This window comes from Streptomyces sp. NPDC059917 (assembly GCF_042730635.1).
GTDB lineage: Bacteria > Actinomycetota > Actinomycetes > Streptomycetales > Streptomycetaceae > Streptomyces.
The window spans coordinates 64,714-84,397 of sequence record NZ_JBHWLC010000001.1 but is presented as its reverse complement, the minus strand read 5'-3'; the positions used below and the strand labels follow the sequence as shown (position 1 = coordinate 84,397).

Below are 19,684 nucleotides of genomic sequence, written 5' to 3'. Positions count from 1 at the left end.
GCCGATCAGCGTCTCCGCCGTAGCCCGCCTGACCGGCGGCCACCGCAGCCTGATCCACCGCCACGGCGACCTCCACGCAGCCGTGGCAGCCGAGGCCGGCCAACCACCCAACAACGCCACCGGACCGCAGGTCAGCCGGAACTCCCTGCTGAGTGATCTGGCCAACCTCACCGAACGCAACACCCGCCGTGCGGGCCACGCAGCCCGCCTCGAACAACGCCTGTCCGACGCCTTCGGCCAAGACGCCTGGCGCGCCACTGGCCTCGGCGCTCCCACCGACACGCACACCCTTCAGCGGAAGATCGGACACCCTGAACAACAGGTCGCCGAGCTCCGCGACCAGCTCTCCGAGTTGCTCAGGGCTGCCAGCGTGGGGCCTCGTCATCGGGCGTGTCCGGGCTGGCGAAGTGGAACGGGACTGAGAGGTGCTCAGCAAGGGCACGACCAGCCCGCTCTGCAGCCACCGCTACGGGGTGGCGCTTGTGGCGATCCTCTTGTTCGCCGACGTACTGCTGAGCTGTCGACCAATAGACGGTGGCCATCTGAGCCTCTCCCGCCGGGTCAGCGGTGATGGCCAGTAGTCGCACAAACCAGTCGTGGACGGTGTCACCGTCCCAGATCGCCTCAATCGCCACGACGCGGCCCCCACATCCGGCCGCCCGATAGGCCAGCGACTCCAGGTCGAGGGGGCTCTCCGGTTCGCGGGCAATCCGGTTGCCGTAGTGGAGATAGCGATCATTGGCGATCAGCTGAGCGGTACCGACCCCTATGCCATGGGGAACGAGGCCAATGTCGGTGATGACCTTCGCCGCCATAAGCAGCGAGTCCTGGAGGATGTATCCGTCGATCTCGTCGCGGATCCCGGCAGGCAGACTCTCCCACCACTCGGTCCTGGCCGCCTTGTTCATGCCCATGGAGAGCCCCCATGCCGTTGGAGGCCCCGGCAACGGAGCCTCGTGCCCATGTACGTCGCCGTCAGACCAGCAGCGTCTACGACGGCTGTCGCGGAGCGATCTGTTCGATCGCAGCTGCCCTGATCAGGGACAACACTCGCTGACGATCACGCGAACCGCAACCGACCAGGCAGAGGCGTCCTGCCGGGCGCGCATTGATCCCGTCGCGGGTGCCGTGCGCGACCGGCTCGGCGTCCGGGTCGGCGGCGGCCATCAGGACCGGCTTGGCGTCGGCGGCAGCCTTAACCTGGGGGCAGTGGTCGTTCCGGATCCAGTTCGTCTCTGCTTTCCTTGCGTGTCTCCCATCTCTCAGCTCCTGTTGATCGGTTGTGGAGTTACCAGTTGATGGAGGTCGTGTCGCGGGCCCAACGTCCCGGTCCGTGTTGGTGCATCTCCTCGCTTCCGAGGGCTGGCAGCCGTGGGGACTCGGACGGCCCGCGGGCGACGCGGGTGGTGAACACGTGGCGGCGTACATTGCCGTCGAATGGCGCCCCCTCGCCGAACTCGTGGCGCGCGTACGCTCTGGCGGCCCGGGACCGGCCGACTCATCTGCGGCATCACGCGATCGGGGTCTTCGCCTCGCGCCAGAACCTGGTGGCCGCGCTGGGCACGTACGCGGACCGGCGGTTGTCCGGGCCGTTGGACGAGCGGTCGGCGTCGGCCTCGTGGGAGCTTCAGGTCAACGCGTCGTCGGGCCGCCTGGTGCTGGGCTCCGGCCCACCGGCACGATGTTCTGGCTATCGAGCTCGAAGGTCAGCAGCCTCCTCCGGCAGATCGACCGCGACGAACGACCCATCACCCACGAAACACTCGACGAACTACCCGTGAGCAAAGTTCTCACCCGTCTCCGCAGCGTCATGGTCACCACCGGAGCACTGCCGGCCCCGCGACGAACGCCTCGTCGCCCTGGAGGGCTGGATCACCGCGGCAGTTCAGGCCCCCGACGGTCCCACCGAGCGCCGGATCCTGCACGGGTACGCGGGCCGGCATCACCTGCGGCGACTGCGACGACGCCTCGGCAAGGAACACACCACCCATCTCCAAGCCCTGAACGTCCGCTGTCACGTCACCGCAGCGGCCAACTTCCTCGACCGTCTGATCGGCAACGGCCTGACGCTTGGCGACTGTACACAGCCCGGCCTGGAGCGATGGCGTTCAGACGCCGATGCCAGCTTCCGGGACAAGACCGGCCATTTAGTCCGCTGGACGGTACAGCACCGGCACGCCCGCGGCCTCACCTACGCCATGGTCCGCTGGACGGGCCCCCTCAGCACCATCGACAGCGAGAAGCGCTGGTCAGACGTCCGACGGCTCCTCCACGACGACACCCTGTCCACCCCGGACCGCGTCGCCGGACTGCTGCTGGTCCTCTACGCGCAGAAGATCGCCACCATTGGCCGGCTCACTGTCGACGACGTCCACCTCGACAACGGCACCGTCGCGATCACGTTCGGCACTTCGCCAATCGCCCTACCCGAGCCGCTGACCGCACTCGTCCGCGAGCTCGTCGTGACCCGCCGGGGCAAAGCCAAGATCGGAGCCTCCGAAGACGTCCCCCGGCTGTTTCCCGACGGCCGCCCAGGACATCCCTCGGCGACGACCGGTTGGGCCGGCGTCTCCACAAGATCGGGATCCGGCCCCGGCAGGACCGCTCCATCGCACTGTTCACCCTCGCCGCCGAAGTCATCCGGCGCACGACTTCTTGAGCCGTGCAGCCGAGGGAAAATCGGGTGCCGGACATGAGAACGATCAGGAATCGTCGCTGGTCAGGCCAGAGATTTCCAATGGGATTGAGTACCCCCGAGACCTACGATGAACATCATGGAACCAGTGCCCGCTCTCGTCCACGTGGATAGCCCCTTCATCAACTTCCGAGACTTCGACTTCGGAGAGGGCTCCCATGGCTACCGCTGGATCGACGCCACACGTTTCCAGCTCTCGTCCAAGGTGCTGGACGACCGAGACGTGCTGGCCGCCTTGATCGCCCATCCTCAGTTTCGGAACACGTACGACGGAGCGGGCGTTCAAGACTGGCCGCGGCACGGTCAGTGGTGGCTTGACCGCATCGCCCCCGATACCTACGAGACTGTCGACGCCGTGAGGGCCATCGACGTCATCCACTCATGGGCCAACCAACATGGAGACATCCCGGATTCGCTCGCCTCACGCCTGCATCAGGAGATCTACCTCCCGATCCGCGAGGCGACCAGCCGGTACTTGCTTGGGCAGCTTCCCGAGGACGCGTTCCACGACTATGGCCCCATCCACATCGACTACCACGAACTCGTCCTCATCGACCGCCAGGCAGCGACGCTCACTCTCCTCGTCGCGGCTGATGACTAGAGAGCCGAGGCGGACGAGAAAATGCGCCGGAGCCTGGAGGCATTCCGCCAGTTTCAGGACGGTCAGTTGCCAGCCGATCCCGGTGCGGACGCTCTGATGGCCGCCTTCCGCACGGTCGAGGACGAACTCCGCGGACACGATCCAGGCCCGGCAAAGATGGTCACCGACCGGCAGGTCGAACTGCTGCTCAAGAAGAAGGCCGCGGTCCTGCACTTCTCCACCGCGAACTACTGCTGGTGCGAGGGCCCGGCCGAAGCCCCGTGTCCCAAGCCGTCCGGCGCCAAGTCAGCGGCGGCTCCGCTCACGGGGCTGTGTGACAGCTCCCGCTGCCCGCAGGCCACTCACCACCTCCCGCACCGGCCCGTCTGACAGACCGCGGCGGACAACAGCACCGTCCTGCTGGCCGGCCCGCGCATCCCGGCCGGCGAGAAGAACCGGCTGCGGGCCGAACACGAGCGCTCCATACGAGCCCTCGAAGCGATCGACCAGGCGGCTGGCATCCCGTGACGACGTGGTCAGGTGACGAGGCGCCCATCCTGAGGGTCGAAGCAGACGAGATCGAGTGCTCGGGCCCGCTCCGCAGCGAACTGCGCGGCCTGCTGGTAGTTGCTGAAGAGCATTCCGAAGTAGAACAGAGGACCGCTGGCATTGTTGATCAACGGCCCATCGGACCAGGGGCTCGCGTCTTCGTCCTCGTCGTCGTCATCGGGACTGAGGTCGGGCCAGCGCGTCACCAGTTCGCCGACGTATTGCCTGATCAATGCGGTTGGCGCGACGCTCCGGCCGCCCATGAACTCAGCATGGAGATCCTCGAAGGCCGCGCTGGCCGCCGCATCGTTGGCAGGGCTCGGCCCTTCCCAGACAGCCAGGTCATAACTCATGGGCACATTGTGCTTGGCGTGACTGACAACCGCACGAGAAGGGCGGGGTGACGTGGGGCTCAGCGCAGAGCAGCGTGACCAGGCCGAACGGCGGATCCGCGCGGCTATCGACCGGTTCCTCATCGGTCAGATCCCTCCCGGCGGAGCGTGTGACGTCAAGACGCTCGCACGCGAGGCCGGTATCTCCCGCGGCGCCCCCTATCGCACCTGGGGCCACCTCGAGGACGAGTTCGAGAAAGGGCGGGCCGCAGCCTGGCCGCGGGCCGGCAACCCGACCCAGGCGAGGCGCGGATCGCTCGGTTGCGGGACCTCAACCAGCGACTCACCAGCGAACTCGCCCGAACTCACGAAGGGTTCAGCCAGCTCAAGGAGCGTCACCAGCTGACCCTGTCGGTCCTGGCGGCCAAGGACAAGGCCCAGTGCGTGAGCCACGAGCTCGCCACGCTCTGCGGCTTGGCTCAGGTTCCCGGGCAAAGTCAGTGGGACGACGCCCGATCGAAGAAGCCTTCGTCCGCAATCGCGGAAATGGCAGATTCAACGTTCGCGCGCGTCACGCTCGCCACCACCAGTAGATTCCCAGCCGTGAAGTGCCCCAGCCGGTCGATTTCACCGGCTACGGACTGCGCAAGTCGAACCGGGTCGTACACCTCAACGACTCGCCCGCCACCGCCCCACGCGACGGTCACATCCATCCAGCCCTTGGCCTCCTGAGTCGCCCAGTCGTACTCGTCCATGGGCGCCGGCCATTCAATCCGATATTCCATGACCGAATCCTGCCCCAGAGCTCACACCAGGGTGATCGTCAAGGCGGCGATCCACAGGCAGAAGACATGCTGGGCCGGTCGACGGAGCATCGGCCCTGCGGGTTCTTCGCGAACTCGCCACTGCCGGTCAGGACCATCCATGCCTTCACCGGCCATCGGCGGTCCCGGAAACCGTGGGTGACGGCCGAGAACACGATCCCCGCCGTGGCCCCGGCCCAACCGACGGGAAGGTCGAGCAGGACCGTCGTCACCGCGAGCATCAGGGCCATGACCAGGTGATGGACAGCGACATGGCGAGCAGAGCGCACCCCGACCCGGCCGCTGGCGGCCCATCGGCATCGGGCTCGGGACGACCCTTCGCCCCTGCCCATCTGTCCGTCTGCCAGCAATGATCCGCCCAGACATGGGAGGCGAACACCGCGGCGAACACGGCTGCCGGCATCATGCCGTCACCCCCAGGAGTGCACTCCGAGGCGCAACGTGGCAGTGGACGACCTCTGCCGCCCTCTCGCTTTCGTACCAACCCCCGCATAGGCAGGTGACGCACCCGCATCTGAACAGGTCATGGCCACAATCCGGGTGCCGCGCCCGCTCGGGCGGGCTCGGGTGAGACCGGCCATGGTCCTGGCGGACAAAGCCATTCCTCCCGCGCGATCCGTGACCGCCTCCGCGGACGCGACATCCGGGCGGTCATCCCCCAGCCCTCCGACCAGATAGCCAACCGAAAGCGCCGAGGCCGCCACGGCGGAAGGCTGCCCGGCTTCGACAAGGCTGCCTACAGGCAGCGGAACCCCGTGGAACGGTGCGTCAACCAACCCAAACAGTGGCGCGGCCTTGCCACCCGATACGACAGGACCGCGAGCATCTTCCAGGCCGGCATCCACCTTGCGGGCATCCTCATCTGGGCCGCGCAGTGATCCGAAAGAGACGTCCTAGGTCGCTCACCTGGGGATTCGCCGGACGCGGGGGCGGCCTTCGTCTGATCATGTGCTCCGACCAAGTCTGCAGGTGATCACGGCGAAGGTCGTGAGGGCGGGTCTGCTGCCCGATGCGGTCCGGAGGGAAGCGTTCGCGGAAGCGTCACCCTCCAGGGCGAGTTCTAGGAGTGTCCGACCGAGTTGTTCGAGCTGGTGGATGCGGTGCTTGTGTGGATGGTGCGGTGAAGTCCCTGGTGGACCCGACGCTGCTGCCCGAGCACCGTCGTGGGCGCCGAGCGATGCACGGCGACCTGAAGCGCGGCCGGATCGACGTCGACCGTCAGCGGACGGTGTTGGCCGGGCTGCCCTTACCGGGGTTCGACGGTGGACGGCTGGTCCCGGCGGTCAATGTGTCACCGTGGCTCCGGTCGAACGCGCCGTGCCCAGCCGACCGGCTGTTCTGCCACGTCCACGGGCGCGCGAAGACGGCCTCCCGGTTCATCCCAGGCCGGCCCTACTCCTTCGTGGCCGTGCTGGAGCCGAGTGCCACATCCTGGACCGCGATCCTCGACGCAGTCCGGCCCGGACCGGTCGACGACGCGACCGGGGTCACCGCCGACCAGCTCCGAGGAGTCGTTGAACGGTTCATCGGCGCGGGGCAGTGACGGGCCGAGGACCGGCCATCATGATTGATGGCGATGCTGGCTACGACGTCACCCGGCTGGCCCGGGTCCTGTGTGACCTGCGCTATTTCACCCTCGACGGCACCGATCGCGCCGGTCACAAGGAGCAGGGCAGCACGATCCGGCGCCACATCATCTGGCGAAACCGCAACGCCGACGACGACCGCCTACGGAAGCTCGTCGCCCAAGGCAACGTCGACTGAACCCAGCCCCACGGAAACAGCCGCGACCGCCTCGGTGACGTCCGAGGTCACCACCCGACAATCCGTCTCGATCAGGAACGGCGGCCGACCATCCGGGCCGGTATCCAACTGGACTCGGTCCAGAACCGCCCCGGCACCCAGGAAGTAGACGTTGCCATCGTCGGCGGGGTGCGTGACCGCCAGACGCTCGATGACCACACCCGGCACGGCCTGACGGACCTGCGCGAAAACCTGATCGGCCGGTCCGCCGGTCAGATCACCCTGCTCCCACGGTCTCGTGCGACTCAAAGCTCTCCCCATGGCGCCCAGTATGGCAGTCCCCAGCCCAGCACATCAGGGGCGAACGTTGTCCGATGCGGCACTGGTTTGAGACGTGCGATCCGAACGATCACCGGCCTCAGCCTCCGGAACAGCAAGCTTCTGCTGGACGGTCCGTCCGTAGCGATCACGGAACCCGACTTGCCCGCAACCGCCCAAGGCGCGGTCGATGTCCTGGCGGCTCAGGTTCCCACGCGACAGTGCTCTGCGACTGGTGCGACCGCACCATCACGCGAGTGGCCGACCCGCTCGACCCTGCCCCGTGCAGTGGGCCATGCCCTCCCGAGACCCGTCGAGCGAGCTGGCCGATGCCGATGGGGCGGCCTCTCGTCGACGGTCCGAGCATCGAACTGGCCGCGATCGACGGCGAGTAGGGGTTGCCCCCGCGCCGGCGGGGAGCAGAGGACGCTGCACGCCGCCGCCATCTTCACTCACCGTTCGGTTGCCCTACGGTACGTGGCGCGGATCAGCACGGTGACCAAAACCGCCAGGTCGAGAGCGCCGTCAGGGTCGTCCGCATAGCGGGTGGTCTGCAACGGCCCGACCTCGTCCAGGCGTACTCCTTCCCTCTCCAGGACGTGGGCGAGGACCAGCAGTGCCAGGCGGGCGTTGCCGTCCGGGTAGGGGTGGAAGAAGGCTATGTCGAGGTATGCCCTGGCCGCGCGGGCCGTCAGAGGAACGGACGGGTCGGCACTCTGGTGCAGGCAGGCGGCGAAGTCCCGCCATGTGTGAGGTGCGAGGCCGTATCGTTCCCGCCCGCCCTTGGCAAAGGCGTCGCTCTGACGCAGACCCACCTCGTTCACACCGAGGACCCGCTTCTGCCAGTCGGCGAGGAGGGTCGAGGTGAGTGGCTCTCCCCGTGAGGCCGCTACGCGGGACAGGGCCATCGCGGCCAGGAGCCGGTCCGCACGATCCGGGTCGCGAAGGCGGACCGGACCGTCGAACCAGGCGGCGAGTCCATCGACAGCCGGGCGTACCGGTGCCGGACCTACGCACGCGGCCGAGGACCAGTCGACCTGTTCCCTTACCTCGCACCATGCGGCCAGCGCGTCATCGCTCACGATAGAACCCTCGTCCGGTCAGGCGAATGGCCAGGTCCTCTCCAATCGTGTCGACCAGCAACGGGGCAGGTGCAACGTGGCTCTTGAACCGACCGCCTATGGCGGCCTCCACCGCCACCTGTGCCTCTTCCAAGCCCAGCCCCGTGGAGGTGAGGAACCAGGTCAGCGTCTTCTCGCAGAGCCCGTACCAGGACGACTCGGCGTGCGTGCTGTTGACGACTGCGGTGACCAGGCGGGTCACCGCACGTTCCAGATGCCAGCTCCGGTCCTCGGCGTCAGCGTCGGGACACGGCGCGAGCTGCTCGAACCGCTCGGCCATGTCCTCCAGCCAGTCCCGCCACTCCAGCAGGCACGTCACGACGCGCTCGGCAGTCTCCTGTGCGTCTGTGACCGAGTGCGACTCGCAGCACCAGGCCTCGACGGGTCCACCGTTATGGACCGAGCGCTCCCAACCGCAGGCCCACCGGCCGTAGCGGGACACCAGGAGCACGGTGACCTCGTCCATGAACCGATAACCCGCCACCCGGTCGGGATCAGCCATCCGGTCGGCCTCGGTGGGCACCATCGGGACGACAAGCGCCGTCAGCCGTGCCGCCTCGTCGTCGTCCCAGTCGAAGGGATTCCGGTTGGGGTCGGCTGCAGTCCATGGCAGCGACCAGATACGTTCGATGTGGATGGACGTGGGGACCCCCGTAGTCAGACATGACGGAACAACCGACTGATCATGCCCACCAGGGCGAGACCTGTCATCCGAATTCGTCGCCCCAGCCGCCCGGCACGCATGGACCCGCCTGCGCACAACCCGCGCACGCCCACACCAGGCCACGCACGGAATCGAGGATCATCCCGCATCGGCGAGGAGCCCGCGTCTCAAGGGTGGTCGGAGATCCGGACCGCCTGTTCGCGGAGTTCTCGGGCTTTCGGCATTCTGTCCGCGTACTTCTCAGGACGCGCTGGAGATCTGACATGGGACGATCGGTGGGTGACTCGACTGGTGAACCGTGGCCGCTCCCTTGAGGAGCTTGAGCGTGACCGTTGGTCGGCCCGGTGGGGCGGTGAAACCCGGCTCATGGCGACCGTGCGCGAGCTTCGGCGCAAGCCGATCGGTGGTCCGTCGGTCGAGGACATGCGGTTGCTGATCGGGCAGGACGTGGGCCTTGCCCGTCTCCTGCCGCTGGCGATGGAGGTCCTTCGGGCCGACCCGCTGGCGGAGGCGACATGTACGAGGGCGATCTATTGGCCGCCGTCCTCACCAGGGACGTCGAGGTCCGGACCGAGTTCCCCGAACTCAGGCGGAAGGTGAGCCTGATCGTCTCGGAGTTGGCCGAAGTGCCGCCTGCCCTGAAACGTGGGGTCGAAGGGTTTCCCGCTCTGTAGGCCGCTGACAGTGCGTCGATGCCCCTGACGGCAGCGGGACTGTATCGGCGGTGCGAGCGGCCCAGGAGCGTGACCGTCAACAGCGGCCCCGAGAACGGCCATTGGCCATCTGAAGGGCCCCCTCTCCCCACCCCCTCCCCGATCATCGGGGCACGAAGCAAGGCAAAGACCCCAGTTCTGGAACACGCCCGAGGCCACGTGGCCATCCACGCAGGCGTGCGCAACCTTCTTCGCCGGCGGCCCGTGCCCGCGCCGCCGCCACGGCCCTTCGTAGAGCTGCTCCGAACCGGTGTACCGGCGCGAGGAGCAGGCGATGCTGCTGTCGCCGACCTGCGCCAGGGACATCGTGTCCCGGGATTCGTCGACCGTCCCTCCGGCCTGGTCGACGTACCGCTGGTAGGCGGCTTTGGCGTTCTCGACGGTGTCGTGGGTCCGGTAGTTGCACGCGACCTGGGTGTCGCCCGAGGAGTCGGCCGGTCCCACGCCACCCGTGTTCAATCGCCCCTGGCAGTTGGACGTGTCGGCGGAACTGTTGTCGCTGTCGAGGAGACGAACGAAGCCGTTGAGGGCGAGGCCCAGCACGAGCACCACCACGACAACCAGTGCGGCGATCGTCCCAGGCGTCCTGCGGATGGTCACCGGCCCGATCGCGATCACACCCTTCTTCACGTTGCCGCCGACGTGACGTGCCGGTTGATTGATCCGGGCGGCCCGGGCGGCATCGACCGCCCCGAGCAAATCCGATGGCACCGACCCTTCCCGCGACAAGACTGCACCGGCGAACACCCTGCCAGCGCCGCCCGACCCGCTCTCGCTGCCCGTACGGGACCCGCGCGCCCGCGACCTCGTGCTCGACCACGCGGACATGCACGCCCTGGTCGGCGACCTGGTCCTGCCCGGCGGTGCGTCGATGTACGTCATGAGCTCGTTGGAAACCTCCCGCGAGCTCATCCGGCACTCCTACTACCGGTACGAGTTCGCCACCGTCGCCGTCACGCACCGACCCGGGCCGCCGCCATGCTGCGTGCCGTATTCGATGCCGTCTCCCTGCTCCTGCGCCCACCGTCCGCGGCAGAGGTGACAGCCTCCTGCGCGGGTGGAGCGCAGCCCGGAGGCGGTCTCGTCCGACTGTGGGAGGACCACCTGCGCCCCCTGTTCCCCGACGGCTTCCGCGGAGTGGACTTCGACGGCGTGGACCTGGTCCTCCTGGACGCCGACGTCGCCGGCCTCGTGCAGAGGGAGCTGAAGGGCGGACTCGACGACAGTGGCGTCGCCTATCTATGGGGCTGCATCACCGACCTCGACAAGATCCTTCCTCTGATCAACGAGGAGTACTGCGCCTCCTACTTCACTAGGCTTCGGGCGATGGCCAGGCTCGCGGCGGCGCCCTCCACACCCACCGCGGGCTGACCACCGAGGTTGAAGCGTTCAATAGCCACCTTCACGATGCGTTCGGCGACGGCAGGCTGGTCGAGGTAGCGGCGCACGTCGTGGGCCTTCAGCCTGCCGTTGCCGACCTCCACGTCCGCGACCCCGGCCGGGACGGCCAGCCAGCTCAGGCGAACCGGCCGGGACGTCCCACGGCCGGATGCTGCTCGCCTCGGGCGACCGGAGCGGCGTGCGCGTCTGGAACCCCCTGACCGGCGAACTCCGGCACTCCCTACTCAGAGGTGCCCCCGTCCGCGCCCTGGCCATCGGCACCGGCCCGACGGGTCCGATCCTCCACCTCGGGACGGTGACCCTCGACGGGGTCCTGCCCCACCGCAACGGTTGCAGCCACGAGATCGCCCACGGGAACGGCTCGGTCACCGCCCTCTGCCGCGATCTCGTCGCGCTCCGGACCGAGGCCGACCGCCCCGACAACGCATAGCCCCATGGGCCCGCACGGCCTCCTCGCCGAGCGGCAGGTCGGTCAGCGGGCCGGTCCTCAACCCGTTCCCGAGCCCGTTCCCAACGTCAGTGCGAGCGGCGCCCCCTCGACCAGCGTGTACTTCCCGCGCCGGCCCCCGCCCAGTTCCACCTGGTACGGGCCCGCCCCCGCCGGTACCGACACCGGGCCGATGTGGAACTCGCAGGCCTTCTGCGTGCTGTTGCCGAGCAGCGTGACGCGCCCGTAGTCCAGCCCACTGCCGAGGCGTGCCGCGCCGAGGACGGTTCCGGACCTGTCGTACACCGTGATCTGAGCGCCTTCGCGTACGTCGTCGTATCCCCGGGCCCCGGTGCAGACCTTGCTGTCGGTGCGGCCGGACTGGCTGGCGTACGCAGCGGCCTTGCCCTGCAGCGTCAGGGTCCCCTCCACGACGGTGGTCGCCCGGGCCGTCGGTGGCGCGGCGGATGACCCGGCGGCCGGGCCCTGCGGGGAACACGCCACGGCCAGGGCAACGACCGCCGCGGCGGCCGGGACAGCTATGACACTGCGCACGGGATTCCTCGTTCAGGGTGTCGGGGGAGGGGGAGCCCGCCTGCAACCGTACGGGTGAGCGGTGCCACCGGAGAGCAGAAGCGTCAAAGAGCGCAGACGTACCGGTGACACACGACCTCCACCCGCCGGATGGCTACGCCATTCGAGTTTCACCGGGATCGCCACCGGGCTCGGAGTTGGAACCCATGTCCCATGGACGAACCTGAAGCGGACAACCCGGGCGAAGCCCAGCGCCAGAGCAAGCTCTCCCGCCATGCCAAGACGTGGCTCGGAGTGCTGGCCGGTATCGCCGGCATCGTGGGTACGGCGATCGTTTTGATCGATCGACCCCCTCCTCCCAAGCCCTTCACCCCGGCGGACTGGGCGAACGAAGCCAACAGCGCCTGTGACGAGAACTGGGGCGACATCCTCAAGGCGAACAACACGTCGCACGCGTCGACACGCGCCGCCCTCGATGCCCAGGCGGCGATCGGGACGGCTGACGAGCTCCCCACCGCACAGTTGCGGCAGGTCTTCCGTACGGCGGCAGACGACCTGGACCAACTGACGGGCCAGGAGAGGATGCTGAAAGCCGAACTCGAAAGGATCGAGGTCCCCAAGGGCCACGACACTGAGATCTCGGGTCTGATCACGGCAATGAACAACGTGAGCAATCTGGATGGCGCACTCGCGGGTGCCTTCCGAAAGATCGCTGACGGCGTGGTGCCCGAAGGCAGCTACCAGGAGAACACCGATACCCGCAACAAGCTGTCAGCGGAGGTGAATCGGCGCTGGAGCAACCTGGGTGCCAGTCAGTGCCTGTGAGCCCGAGTCAGGTGCCCTTGCGCCACAGGGGTCCTCGCAAGGGGGCCGGATGACGCGGCTCTCCAGAGGGCGGTAGGACCACTGCTCGTCCTACCAGCGCTCATGCTCGATACCGTGGTCATCTGCCGCTCGCTCCAGTCGGGGGGCAGGAAGTCGCCGTCAGGTCACCGGACCGTGACCGCGGCCATCCCCGCCGGTCCGCCGAAGGCGATCACGGGGTCGCCGTGGTCCGCCGCTCCGCTCCCGGCGGGCAGCACGCCGAGGGACGTGAGGCTCGTACCGGTGACCAGGCGCATCAGCTCCTCTCCGGTCCAGGGGTCCCACAGGCGCACGGTGGTGTCGTGCAATCCCGTGGTGACGAGGAGCGGTCGCGACGAGGCGGGCGTCCGGAGGAGCCCGATGGCGGAGACCCGACCGCGGTGGCCCTCGAGCACCGGATAGACCTCCTTCCTCGGGGTCTCCGGGGACCAGAGCCGCACACAACCGTCACGGCCGCCTGTGGCGAGGAGAGGGCTCCCGTCCTGCGCAGGGCACACCGCGAGGGAGGAGACGTCACCGATGCGGATGGGAAGGCGCAGGTCAGGTGGGTCCCCGAGGCGCCCGACCCTGACGTCGTGCCCGGTGGCGAAGGCCAGGAGCGGGCCCGACGCGCTCGGCAACGCCGCCAAGGCGCGAATGGCTCCGCGTGTCCGGAGAGAGTCGGCCCATGGTTCGCCGGTGGCGAGATCGTGGAAGTGGACGTCTCCTCTCCCCGTTCCGCTGATCAGGACGACTCGGTCGGTACCCCCGACGGGGAACGTGGCGAGCGCACGCACACTCGTCTTCTGCGAGGCATCGGCCACCGGAAGACGTTCCCAGCCGTTCGCCTCGTCCCAGCACCCGATGAAGCCGTGGGCCGTACCGGCGATGACCCGCGTCGAACCGTCGGGCCACTCGTGCGTGGCCAGCGCGGTCAGGCCCCCGGAATTCCATTCGGTGGGCCACTCCGAGCGGCGGCGCAACCGCCCCGTCACCGCCGACCGGACGGTCACGCCACCCGAGCGGGTCGGCCCAAGAAGGAGGGAACCGCCCCGCGTTCGGGGCAGCACCGCCATGTGGGAACCGTCCCCCAGCTCCTCCAGGCGGATCTGCGAACCGGACATGAGAGGAGTGGGCTTCCAGACCCTGACCGTCCGGTCCAAGGAACCGGACAGCACGAGGGGCAGTTCCCCTTCCGTGCTCACCGCGGCCACGGCTGTCACCCGCTGCGTGTGGTCGGACGGGGATTTGTAGAGTTCCCTTCCGGTACCAGGATCCCAAAGGCTCACGGAGCCGTCACCGCTGCCGAGTGCCAGCACGGTCCGGTTGTGCGAAAAGGGGTAGAGCCCGATGGACACCGCGCGGTGTGTGATGCGCGCGGCCCAGTTCTCCTCCCCGGTCCACGCGTCGTAGGTGCGCACGCTGCGCATCGTCCGAAAGGCCGCGGCGAGTCGGGGCCGACCGTGCGGGTCGGCGTAGAGGGCCAGGTCCGCCACTCCGCCTCCCACACCGCGTACCACGGTGACGACGTCGAGCGTTTCGGCATCGACGACGTCGAGGGTGCCGCTCGGGCCTTCCATGGCGAGCAGCGTCCTTCCCGACGGGAGCCGCATCGTCGACAGGGCCGTGACCGCACGGCCCACCACACCGTCGAGGAGCGGCCGGCGGTACAGCAACTCGCCTGCCAGGGGGTCGTACAGGGACAGCCCCTGTCTGGTCCCGACCGCCAGCCTGCCCAGGCCGTCACGTGTCGTGAAGGCCGCGAGTGCGAACACTGCTTCCGTCGTCGGCAGGGGCGTGGCGTCGCCGCTCTGGGGATCGTAGATCCAGACGCCCTTGATCGTGCCCACCGCGAGCAGGGGCTCCCCGCCCCGGCCGGTCAGCACCGCCAGGGCGCGCGCGAAGTAGGCCCGCTGGAAGGGCAGTCCGAACTCGGTTCCGGTGAGCGGGTCCCACACGTTCACCTCACCGTGTTGATCGCTTGCCGCGACGAGCGGGCTGCCGTCCGGCAGGGTGAAGGGGACGAGTGAGGAGAGGCCGGCCGTCATACGGCCCAGGAGGTTGCCGGGCACCCGCAGGTGGTTCCACAGGGGAGTGGCCCCTGAGCCGTGCCCGTCGTCCCACCGACCGGCTTCGGTCTCGGACGCGGTCTCCGTTGCGGACGCGGTCTCCGCTGCGGACGGGGTCTCCGTTGCGGGCAGGGTCTCCGTCGGGGACGGGATCGCGTCCTCTTCATCCTCTTCGAGGTCCAAACCGAGCAGGGACAGATCCAGGCTGTCAGCCCGGGCCGCTACTCCGGCGTCACCGAGGAAGTGCTCGACGCGGGCCCAGGAAGCCAGGTTCCGGGTCAGCGGGCCGGGGTCTGCCGGGAGGCCGAGGGCCGCCCGGACCGTGCCACTCGTCTCCCAGGGCAGGAAGCGCTTCGGGACGTGGACGTCATCGAGCAGTCCGGCGGCGGCTGCGTGCGCGATCAGGTGGCGTCGTAGATAGGGGTGCGGGGCCTGGTCGGTCCCGAGCGGAATCAACTGCCCGAAGGCCCTGGTCAGTCTCCCGTGAACGGCGGCGACCTCGCTGGAGGAGAGCCTCTTCGGACGGCCGGATTCCGGGACGTCGAGCAGCGAGTGCGGCGCGTACCGAAGGGTTTCGCCGATGCGTTCGTGAATCGGGCGGTACACGGTCCGTCCGTCCTCGACCGCGGTGGTCAGATAGCCGTTGAGACGGCTTTTCATGACCTGCTGGATGACCGCGTCGGGGTCGGAAGCCGGGCTCGGCGACAGCGCACGCACGGCGGTCGGCCAGATGTCGGCCCAGGGCAGTCCCGCCCCCTGCCCGAACGCGGACGCCGTGAGTGCGGCGATCAGCTCTCCGGCCGGTGTGCCGTGGGAGAGCGCGACCTCGCCGAGGTCCTCGCGGAGGAGGGCCTCGGTGCCCTGCCGCAGGGTTCGGCGCCACTCGGAATCGTCGGGGTCCGGCAGGTCGCGCATCGCGCGCAGTTGTTCGGCGGCGATCCGGGCGTCCAGGAAGGACGGGGACACCTCCCGCGCCACTGCCTCGGCCAGCTCGTGGTGCCGGGCCGGGTCGGGCACCGGGTGGTCGTCGTGCTGGTCCGCACGCGGTGCTCGGAGCAGCGCGCGGACGTACGCGGCGACGTCCACGGCGGTGGTCTCGGCATCGTCCGTGCGGATCGGCGCGCAGGAGTGGGTGGCACGCATCAGCAGGCTGAGCAGGTCGGACGGGCCGACGGCGGAGGCCGGGGCCGGGGCAGAGGCCGGTGCATGGTCCGGGGCAGAGGCAAGGAGGCCGCCCGCGGCAGCCGGGGTGTTCTGCCGGGGGCTGCGGATACCGAGGAGCAGCCGGACGGCGGGCCGCTCGCCGGTCTCCGCCTTCATGCGCAGGTCGGCGAGGGGACGAAGGAGGTCGGTGATGACGCGCGTCGGGTTCCTGGCCTCGTCGATGCCGTCCACGACGATGGTCAATGCCTTCCCCCGCCGCTGCGCGGTGTCCTGTACGAGCGTGCGCAGGCGGGCCGGAGGGCCGGCGTCCCGCGTCGTCGCCGAACTCTCGGGCGTTGTGCCGGGGACACCGCCGAGCGCCGCGTACAGGGCCTGGGAGAGCTCGTCCGGGTCCGCGTTGCGGGCGAGTACGGCCGCGTCCACGGACCCCTGGCGTACGTCCAGTTCGTCGGGGATGGAGTCGAGGAGGGGGGCGTAGCGCGCGTCGGACCGGAACCGGGCGTCGCTGAGGGTCACCATGCGCGCGAGGAGGGCTGATTTGCCGGAGCCTGCCTCGCCGGTGACGACGAGTACGCCTTCCTCGCCCTCCAGGAACGCGAGCATCCGCTTGACCAGCGCGGCGCGGCCGGTGAAATACCAACCGGGTGCCCCGGCCACACCGGCGCCGGCGGCGGGCGGGATCCAATACGTGTCCAGCTCGGTGCGGGTCCAGCCGACCTGACCGAGGGACGCGTCGAGGACGGGTTCGACTCCGGCATGGCCGGGGTTGGGGAGGCAGGGGCTCGACAGTTGCTGTGCTCTCTGGACCGTGAGCGAGCGCGTCGGCCAGATGTGGTGGAGGTCGGCCATGGTGCGCGGGTCGAAGACCTTTTGGACGATCCCGTTCCACTCCTGCCAGCTCAGGTGCGGCTCGGCGTAGCCGTTGGCCTTGTCCGCGCAGTGGTCGTGAACGGCCCGCAGCAGGTTCGTGAACTGCCCCAGACGGGGCCTGCTCTCGTCGTCTCCGGAAACGATCACGACGAGTGAACCGAGCGCGTGGCGGTCCTTGCGAAGCGCCTTCACGCTGGTCGTCAGCTCTCCACCGAGCCGGCCGGAGAAGCAGGAGTCGACCATGACGAGCACGTGCGTGGCAGGGGAGTCCAGCACGGTCGTGATCAGTTCGGCGGTGGGGAAGGCGGTGCTGAGCGGCCGGTCCTCGTACGACGCGGGCAGGCGCAGGAAGTGCTGTGGGGAGTTGTCCGGGGCCAGGCCGTGGCCGGTGACGTAGACGACGAGGGCTTCATCATCGGCCAGATCGTGGAGCTCCTGGTCGAGGAGGAACTCGCGCAGGTCACGCAGGCTGTCGAGTCGCTTGGCCGGGACCGAGGTGAAGCGGCGACTGTCATCGAGGCCCGGACCGGCCCACCAGCCCTCCACGGTCGCGACTTGGGCGGTGATGCCCGCCCTGAACTCGCTCTGCTGCGCCGGGGTCCCGTCGTCGTACTCCGTGACCGCGATGACGAGGAGGCGGCGGGCGAACGTCCGCGGGGCGGGCTCTCGGGTCAACGCCGTCCGCCCGTCACCGCGTGAGCGACCGGCTCGGTACGGAGGTAGCGCACGGCGCTGTGGGGGTCGCCCATGCCGTTACCGACCCTGGCGTCGGTCAGGTGCGGTGCCGCGTGGGAGAGCCCGGCGCCGCCGGTGATGAGGTCGCCGGGGTCGTAGACGTTGATCCACGTGATGTGGTCGGGGAGGCGCAGGCGCTCGTCGTCCTTGATTCCCATGAGCCGCCGTACCGAGGGGATTCCCAGGGGGGAGCCGCAGGTGACGAAGGTGTCGGTGGCGGGCCCGGGAGTGCGCGTGGTACCGATCTCCTCCAGGCGGAAGAGGTCGTAGGCGATCACGCTGCCCAGGGAGTGGCCGATGACCACGGAGGTGGTGGCGCAGAAGTCGTCACGGATCAGTGCCCGGACCGCGGCGGCCAGGTCCGGCTCCGTCAGGTAGAGGTGGACCTCCCTCATCTTGCGTACGACGGACTGCCCGACCCCGCCCGGGTGGCGGTGGTCGTAGGCGATCAACAGCCGGGTGATGCGGGGTGAGCACAGCTTCGGCAGGCCCAGCGTGGCCAGCGGCTGTTCTTCGGCGAAGGCCAGGTCTTCGGGCCGGACCAGGTCACGGAGTGCCTCGGCCACGAACTCCTCTTCGCCCGGCGTCATCGGTGCGGACTCGCCGAACCGGTCGTCCGCCGGTCCCAGGCGGTCCGTGCCCGTGGCCAAGAGTGAGGTCCAGTGCGGCACCTGGAGGGTGAAGGCATCGTCGGGCCGGTCCGTGAACTCCTTGATGCCCCGTCGGAGCGCCTTGCCCCAGTCCTCGGTCAATTGCCGCCCCGAGGTCTTGGACTGTCGAATCCCGTGCACCCCGACGATCTGTGCTGCCTGCACGCGCTTCCCCACCCTGCCTGGCCGTTCCTGCCCGCGATCGCCGGTACGCGGTCGAGGCCGCCCCGGCTGAACAACGATTGTGCTCCATCCGGATGACCGCCGCGGGTCGGTCGGCCGGTCAGGTCCGATGGGGTGCTGCCAGGTTGTGGCTCCGTGGGGCTGTCGACCTGTGGATCGCGTACTCGAAGACCGCCAAGTCGGCGGAGGACGGGCGGACCGTGGATGACGAAGCGGCCGCCGAAGGGGTCGAGGGTCGCCTGGATGCGCTCCAGGTAGTCGAGGACGTCGGGGTGACTCCGGCGGCTGCGGAGATGGGCGAAGCCGTAAGCGTGCTCGGCGCGCAGGAACACCTGCATGGCCCGCTCCAGGTCACCGCGGTCCCGGAAGGCCACGCCCAGCGCCGTGATCGGGAACGTCGTGTCCTGCGCGAGGATCACCGGCGCCCAGCGCTCGACACCCACCGCATCACCGCGCCCGAACGCCTGCTCGACGAGGCCCGGCCCGGCTCTTGGCGCACTCGCTCGGTCCCTCATCCTGGGCGGCCGAATCAGTCACCGGCGACCGTCGGACGGCGCGACGCGGGGGGGCTGCGACGGCGCCGGGTCCGCCAGGCGGCACAGTCGCTCGGTCGTGCCGAGTTTGCCGGTCAGCCGGATCACCCTGCCGAGGCCTCGTGGCATGACCCTGACGCGCATGGTCACCTTCGCATCGACGGGGACGCCCGCGGGAGCGTCGACGAGCAGCCGCAGTTCCTCGTTGACATGGAGGAACGCCTGGTCCGACGCCCTGAAGTCCCAGTAGGCGGTGGTGAAGCCGATGCCTGACGAGGTGATCCGGGGGCAGTAGACGGTCCGTCGCCGGGTGATCTGGGGCGCCAGCTCCGCGCCGATGAGTGAACTCGCCATCTGGAAGGTGAGCCCCGCGCCCAGGGTCGTCTCGATCTCGACCGGGTGTTCCCCCTCGACGAGGCCCGGTGCCATGTCCGCGACGACGGCTCCCTGCGAGGCCGAGAGGTCGACGACCAGTCGGGACCAGCGCACATCCGATTCGGGGTGCGTCTGGATCACGCAGATCAGGGGCACGTCGTAGCCGCTGCGGCCCGGGGGAGCGGCCTCCACCCGGCGGACCGGGCCACGGGCCAGCCCGATCCGGGTCTCGCGGCGCAACAGCGTGATCGTGGATTCGTCGAGCGGTTCCAACTGCCGGTCCGGCTCGTGCTCCGCCACCTCCGGCTCGACCAGATCGAGGAGCTCGTAGCCGTGGGGGAGTTCCGTGTGCGTCTGCATG

General features: G+C 69.0%; 20 protein-coding genes and 2 pseudogenes. 9 read left to right on the top strand and 13 right to left on the bottom strand.

From position 1 onward, the window contains the following. Positions 1-356: 356 nt before the first annotated feature. A complete protein-coding gene (locus ACFWAR_RS00375; RefSeq protein ID WP_385772025.1) occupies positions 357-914 on the bottom strand; it encodes a hypothetical protein in 558 nt (185 codons plus the stop codon). Positions 915-2,198: 1,284 nt separating this feature from the next. Here ACFWAR_RS00375 and ACFWAR_RS00370 point away from each other — a divergent pair. The 3 genes from ACFWAR_RS00370 (at position 2,199) to ACFWAR_RS00360 (ending at position 3,665) form a co-directional block, all read left to right on the top strand. Next, positions 2,199-2,696 (top strand): hypothetical protein, encoded by a 498-nt coding sequence (locus ACFWAR_RS00370; RefSeq protein ID WP_385772024.1) that lies wholly within the window; start codon positions 2,199-2,201, stop codon positions 2,694-2,696. 78 nt (positions 2,697-2,774) lie between these two features. Further along, the gene (locus ACFWAR_RS00365; RefSeq protein WP_385772023.1) at positions 2,775-3,296 is read left to right on the top strand and encodes a hypothetical protein; all 522 of its coding nucleotides are present in this window, start codon (positions 2,775-2,777) and stop codon (positions 3,294-3,296) included. A gap of 66 nt (positions 3,297-3,362) precedes the next feature. Continuing rightward, a complete protein-coding gene (locus tag ACFWAR_RS00360) occupies positions 3,363-3,665 on the top strand; it encodes a hypothetical protein (RefSeq protein ID WP_385772022.1) in 303 nt (100 codons plus the stop codon). A 146-nt stretch (positions 3,666-3,811) separates the two neighbouring features. On the opposite strand, the gene ACFWAR_RS00355 is transcribed toward ACFWAR_RS00360, so the two are convergent. The 3 genes from ACFWAR_RS00355 to ACFWAR_RS00345 form a co-directional block, all read right to left on the bottom strand. After that, a complete protein-coding gene (locus tag ACFWAR_RS00355) occupies positions 3,812-4,177 on the bottom strand; it encodes a hypothetical protein (protein WP_385772021.1) in 366 nt (121 codons plus the stop codon). A 476-nt stretch (positions 4,178-4,653) separates the two neighbouring features. Continuing rightward, on the bottom strand, positions 4,654-4,941 hold the full coding sequence (locus ACFWAR_RS00350) for a hypothetical protein (RefSeq protein ID WP_385772020.1): 288 nt from the start codon (positions 4,939-4,941) through the stop codon (positions 4,654-4,656). Between the two features lie 38 nt (positions 4,942-4,979). After that, a complete protein-coding gene (locus tag ACFWAR_RS00345) occupies positions 4,980-5,210 on the bottom strand; it encodes a hypothetical protein (RefSeq protein WP_385772019.1) in 231 nt (76 codons plus the stop codon). A gap of 220 nt (positions 5,211-5,430) precedes the next feature. On the opposite strand from ACFWAR_RS00345, the pseudogene ACFWAR_RS00340 reads away from it, so the two are divergent. Next, positions 5,431-5,858: pseudogene (locus tag ACFWAR_RS00340) on the top strand (transposase); the annotation flags it as partial. 121 nt (positions 5,859-5,979) lie between these two features. Beyond that, positions 5,980-6,603, top strand: a pseudogene (locus ACFWAR_RS00335) (transposase); the annotation flags it as partial. Positions 6,604-6,708: 105 nt separating this feature from the next. On the opposite strand, the gene ACFWAR_RS00330 reads toward ACFWAR_RS00335, so the two are convergent. The 3 genes from ACFWAR_RS00330 to ACFWAR_RS00320 form a co-directional block, all read right to left on the bottom strand. Continuing rightward, positions 6,709-7,044: a hypothetical protein gene (locus ACFWAR_RS00330; RefSeq protein WP_385772018.1), complete on the bottom strand. Its 336-nt coding sequence runs from the start codon at positions 7,042-7,044 to the stop codon at positions 6,709-6,711. A gap of 449 nt (positions 7,045-7,493) precedes the next feature. Continuing rightward, positions 7,494-8,123 (bottom strand): Fic family protein, encoded by a 630-nt coding sequence (locus ACFWAR_RS00325; protein WP_385772017.1) that lies wholly within the window; start codon positions 8,121-8,123, stop codon positions 7,494-7,496. Beyond that, complete coding sequence (locus ACFWAR_RS00320; RefSeq protein ID WP_385772016.1) at positions 8,113-8,688, bottom strand: hypothetical protein; 576 nt, start codon at positions 8,686-8,688, stop codon at positions 8,113-8,115. Before ACFWAR_RS00320 ends, ACFWAR_RS00325 begins: the two co-directional genes overlap by 11 nt. 159 nt (positions 8,689-8,847) lie before the next feature. Between ACFWAR_RS00320 and ACFWAR_RS00315 the strand changes: the two genes are divergently transcribed. Next, entirely contained in the window at positions 8,848-9,426 is a 579-nt protein-coding gene (locus ACFWAR_RS00315; RefSeq protein ID WP_385772015.1) for a contact-dependent growth inhibition system immunity protein, read from the top strand. On the opposite strand, the gene ACFWAR_RS00310 is transcribed toward ACFWAR_RS00315, so the two are convergent. Then, entirely contained in the window at positions 9,357-10,250 is an 894-nt protein-coding gene (locus ACFWAR_RS00310; protein WP_385772014.1) for a hypothetical protein, read from the bottom strand. The genes ACFWAR_RS00315 and ACFWAR_RS00310 overlap by 70 nt on opposite strands. Positions 10,251-10,517: 267 nt before the next feature. Here ACFWAR_RS00310 and ACFWAR_RS00305 point away from each other — a divergent pair, with 267 nt between their 5' ends. Then, the gene (locus ACFWAR_RS00305) at positions 10,518-10,910 is read left to right on the top strand and encodes a hypothetical protein (protein ID WP_385772013.1); all 393 of its coding nucleotides are present in this window, start codon (positions 10,518-10,520) and stop codon (positions 10,908-10,910) included. A 178-nt stretch (positions 10,911-11,088) separates the two neighbouring features. After that, entirely contained in the window at positions 11,089-11,370 is a 282-nt protein-coding gene (locus ACFWAR_RS00300) for a hypothetical protein (RefSeq protein WP_385772012.1), read from the top strand. Positions 11,371-11,427: 57 nt separating this feature from the next. On the opposite strand, the gene ACFWAR_RS00295 is transcribed toward ACFWAR_RS00300, so the two are convergent. After that, a complete protein-coding gene (locus ACFWAR_RS00295; RefSeq protein WP_385772011.1) occupies positions 11,428-11,922 on the bottom strand; it encodes a hypothetical protein in 495 nt (164 codons plus the stop codon). A 192-nt stretch (positions 11,923-12,114) separates the two neighbouring features. Between ACFWAR_RS00295 and ACFWAR_RS00290 the strand changes: the two genes are divergently transcribed. Next, positions 12,115-12,726 carry a hypothetical protein gene (locus ACFWAR_RS00290; protein WP_385772010.1) on the top strand — a complete coding sequence of 204 codons (612 nt, stop codon included), beginning with the start codon at positions 12,115-12,117 and terminating at the stop codon, positions 12,724-12,726. Between the two features lie 164 nt (positions 12,727-12,890). Here the strand turns inward: ACFWAR_RS00290 and ACFWAR_RS00285 are convergent, their stop codons facing one another. The 4 genes from ACFWAR_RS00285 to ACFWAR_RS00270 all read right to left on the bottom strand — a co-directional run bounded on the left by ACFWAR_RS00285 (position 12,891) and on the right by ACFWAR_RS00270 (position 19,683). After that, positions 12,891-17,522, bottom strand: a complete 4,632-nt coding sequence (locus ACFWAR_RS00285; protein ID WP_385772009.1) for an AAA family ATPase — start codon at positions 17,520-17,522, stop codon at positions 12,891-12,893. Next, entirely contained in the window at positions 17,519-18,397 is an 879-nt protein-coding gene (locus ACFWAR_RS00280) for a hypothetical protein (protein WP_385772008.1), read from the bottom strand. Before ACFWAR_RS00280 ends, ACFWAR_RS00285 begins: the two co-directional genes overlap by 4 nt. Beyond that, a complete protein-coding gene (locus tag ACFWAR_RS00275) occupies positions 18,331-18,858 on the bottom strand; it encodes a hypothetical protein (RefSeq protein WP_385772007.1) in 528 nt (175 codons plus the stop codon). The genes ACFWAR_RS00280 and ACFWAR_RS00275 overlap by 67 nt, the downstream gene beginning before the upstream one ends. Before the next feature lie 90 nt (positions 18,859-18,948). Beyond that, positions 18,949-19,683: a hypothetical protein gene (locus ACFWAR_RS00270; protein ID WP_385772006.1), complete on the bottom strand. Its 735-nt coding sequence runs from the start codon at positions 19,681-19,683 to the stop codon at positions 18,949-18,951. Position 19,684 lies beyond the last annotated feature (1 nt).

Excerpts from the sequence above, each read along its gene's own strand:
- ACFWAR_RS00375 (WP_385772025.1), bottom strand. The coding sequence starts at position 914 with ATGGGCATGAACAAGGCGGCCAGGACCGAGTGGTGGGAGAGTCTGCCT.
- ACFWAR_RS00370 (WP_385772024.1), top strand. The coding sequence starts at position 2,199 with ATGGTCCGCTGGACGGGCCCCCTCAGCACCATCGACAGCGAGAAGCGC.
- ACFWAR_RS00365 (WP_385772023.1), top strand. The coding sequence starts at position 2,775 with ATGGAACCAGTGCCCGCTCTCGTCCACGTGGATAGCCCCTTCATCAAC.
- ACFWAR_RS00355 (WP_385772021.1), bottom strand. The coding sequence starts at position 4,177 with ATGAGTTATGACCTGGCTGTCTGGGAAGGGCCGAGCCCTGCCAACGAT.
- ACFWAR_RS00350 (WP_385772020.1), bottom strand. The coding sequence starts at position 4,941 with ATGGAATATCGGATTGAATGGCCGGCGCCCATGGACGAGTACGACTGG.
- ACFWAR_RS00345 (WP_385772019.1), bottom strand. The coding sequence starts at position 5,210 with ATGGCCCTGATGCTCGCGGTGACGACGGTCCTGCTCGACCTTCCCGTC.
- ACFWAR_RS00330 (WP_385772018.1), bottom strand. The coding sequence starts at position 7,044 with ATGGGGAGAGCTTTGAGTCGCACGAGACCGTGGGAGCAGGGTGATCTG.
- ACFWAR_RS00320 (WP_385772016.1), bottom strand. The coding sequence starts at position 8,688 with ATGGTGCCCACCGAGGCCGACCGGATGGCTGATCCCGACCGGGTGGCG.
- ACFWAR_RS00315 (WP_385772015.1), top strand. The coding sequence starts at position 8,848 with ATGCCCACCAGGGCGAGACCTGTCATCCGAATTCGTCGCCCCAGCCGC.
- ACFWAR_RS00305 (WP_385772013.1), top strand. The coding sequence starts at position 10,518 with ATGCTGCGTGCCGTATTCGATGCCGTCTCCCTGCTCCTGCGCCCACCG.
- ACFWAR_RS00300 (WP_385772012.1), top strand. The coding sequence starts at position 11,089 with ATGCTGCTCGCCTCGGGCGACCGGAGCGGCGTGCGCGTCTGGAACCCC.
- ACFWAR_RS00290 (WP_385772010.1), top strand. The coding sequence starts at position 12,115 with ATGGACGAACCTGAAGCGGACAACCCGGGCGAAGCCCAGCGCCAGAGC.
- ACFWAR_RS00270 (WP_385772006.1), bottom strand. The coding sequence starts at position 19,683 with ATGCAGACGCACACGGAACTCCCCCACGGCTACGAGCTCCTCGATCTG.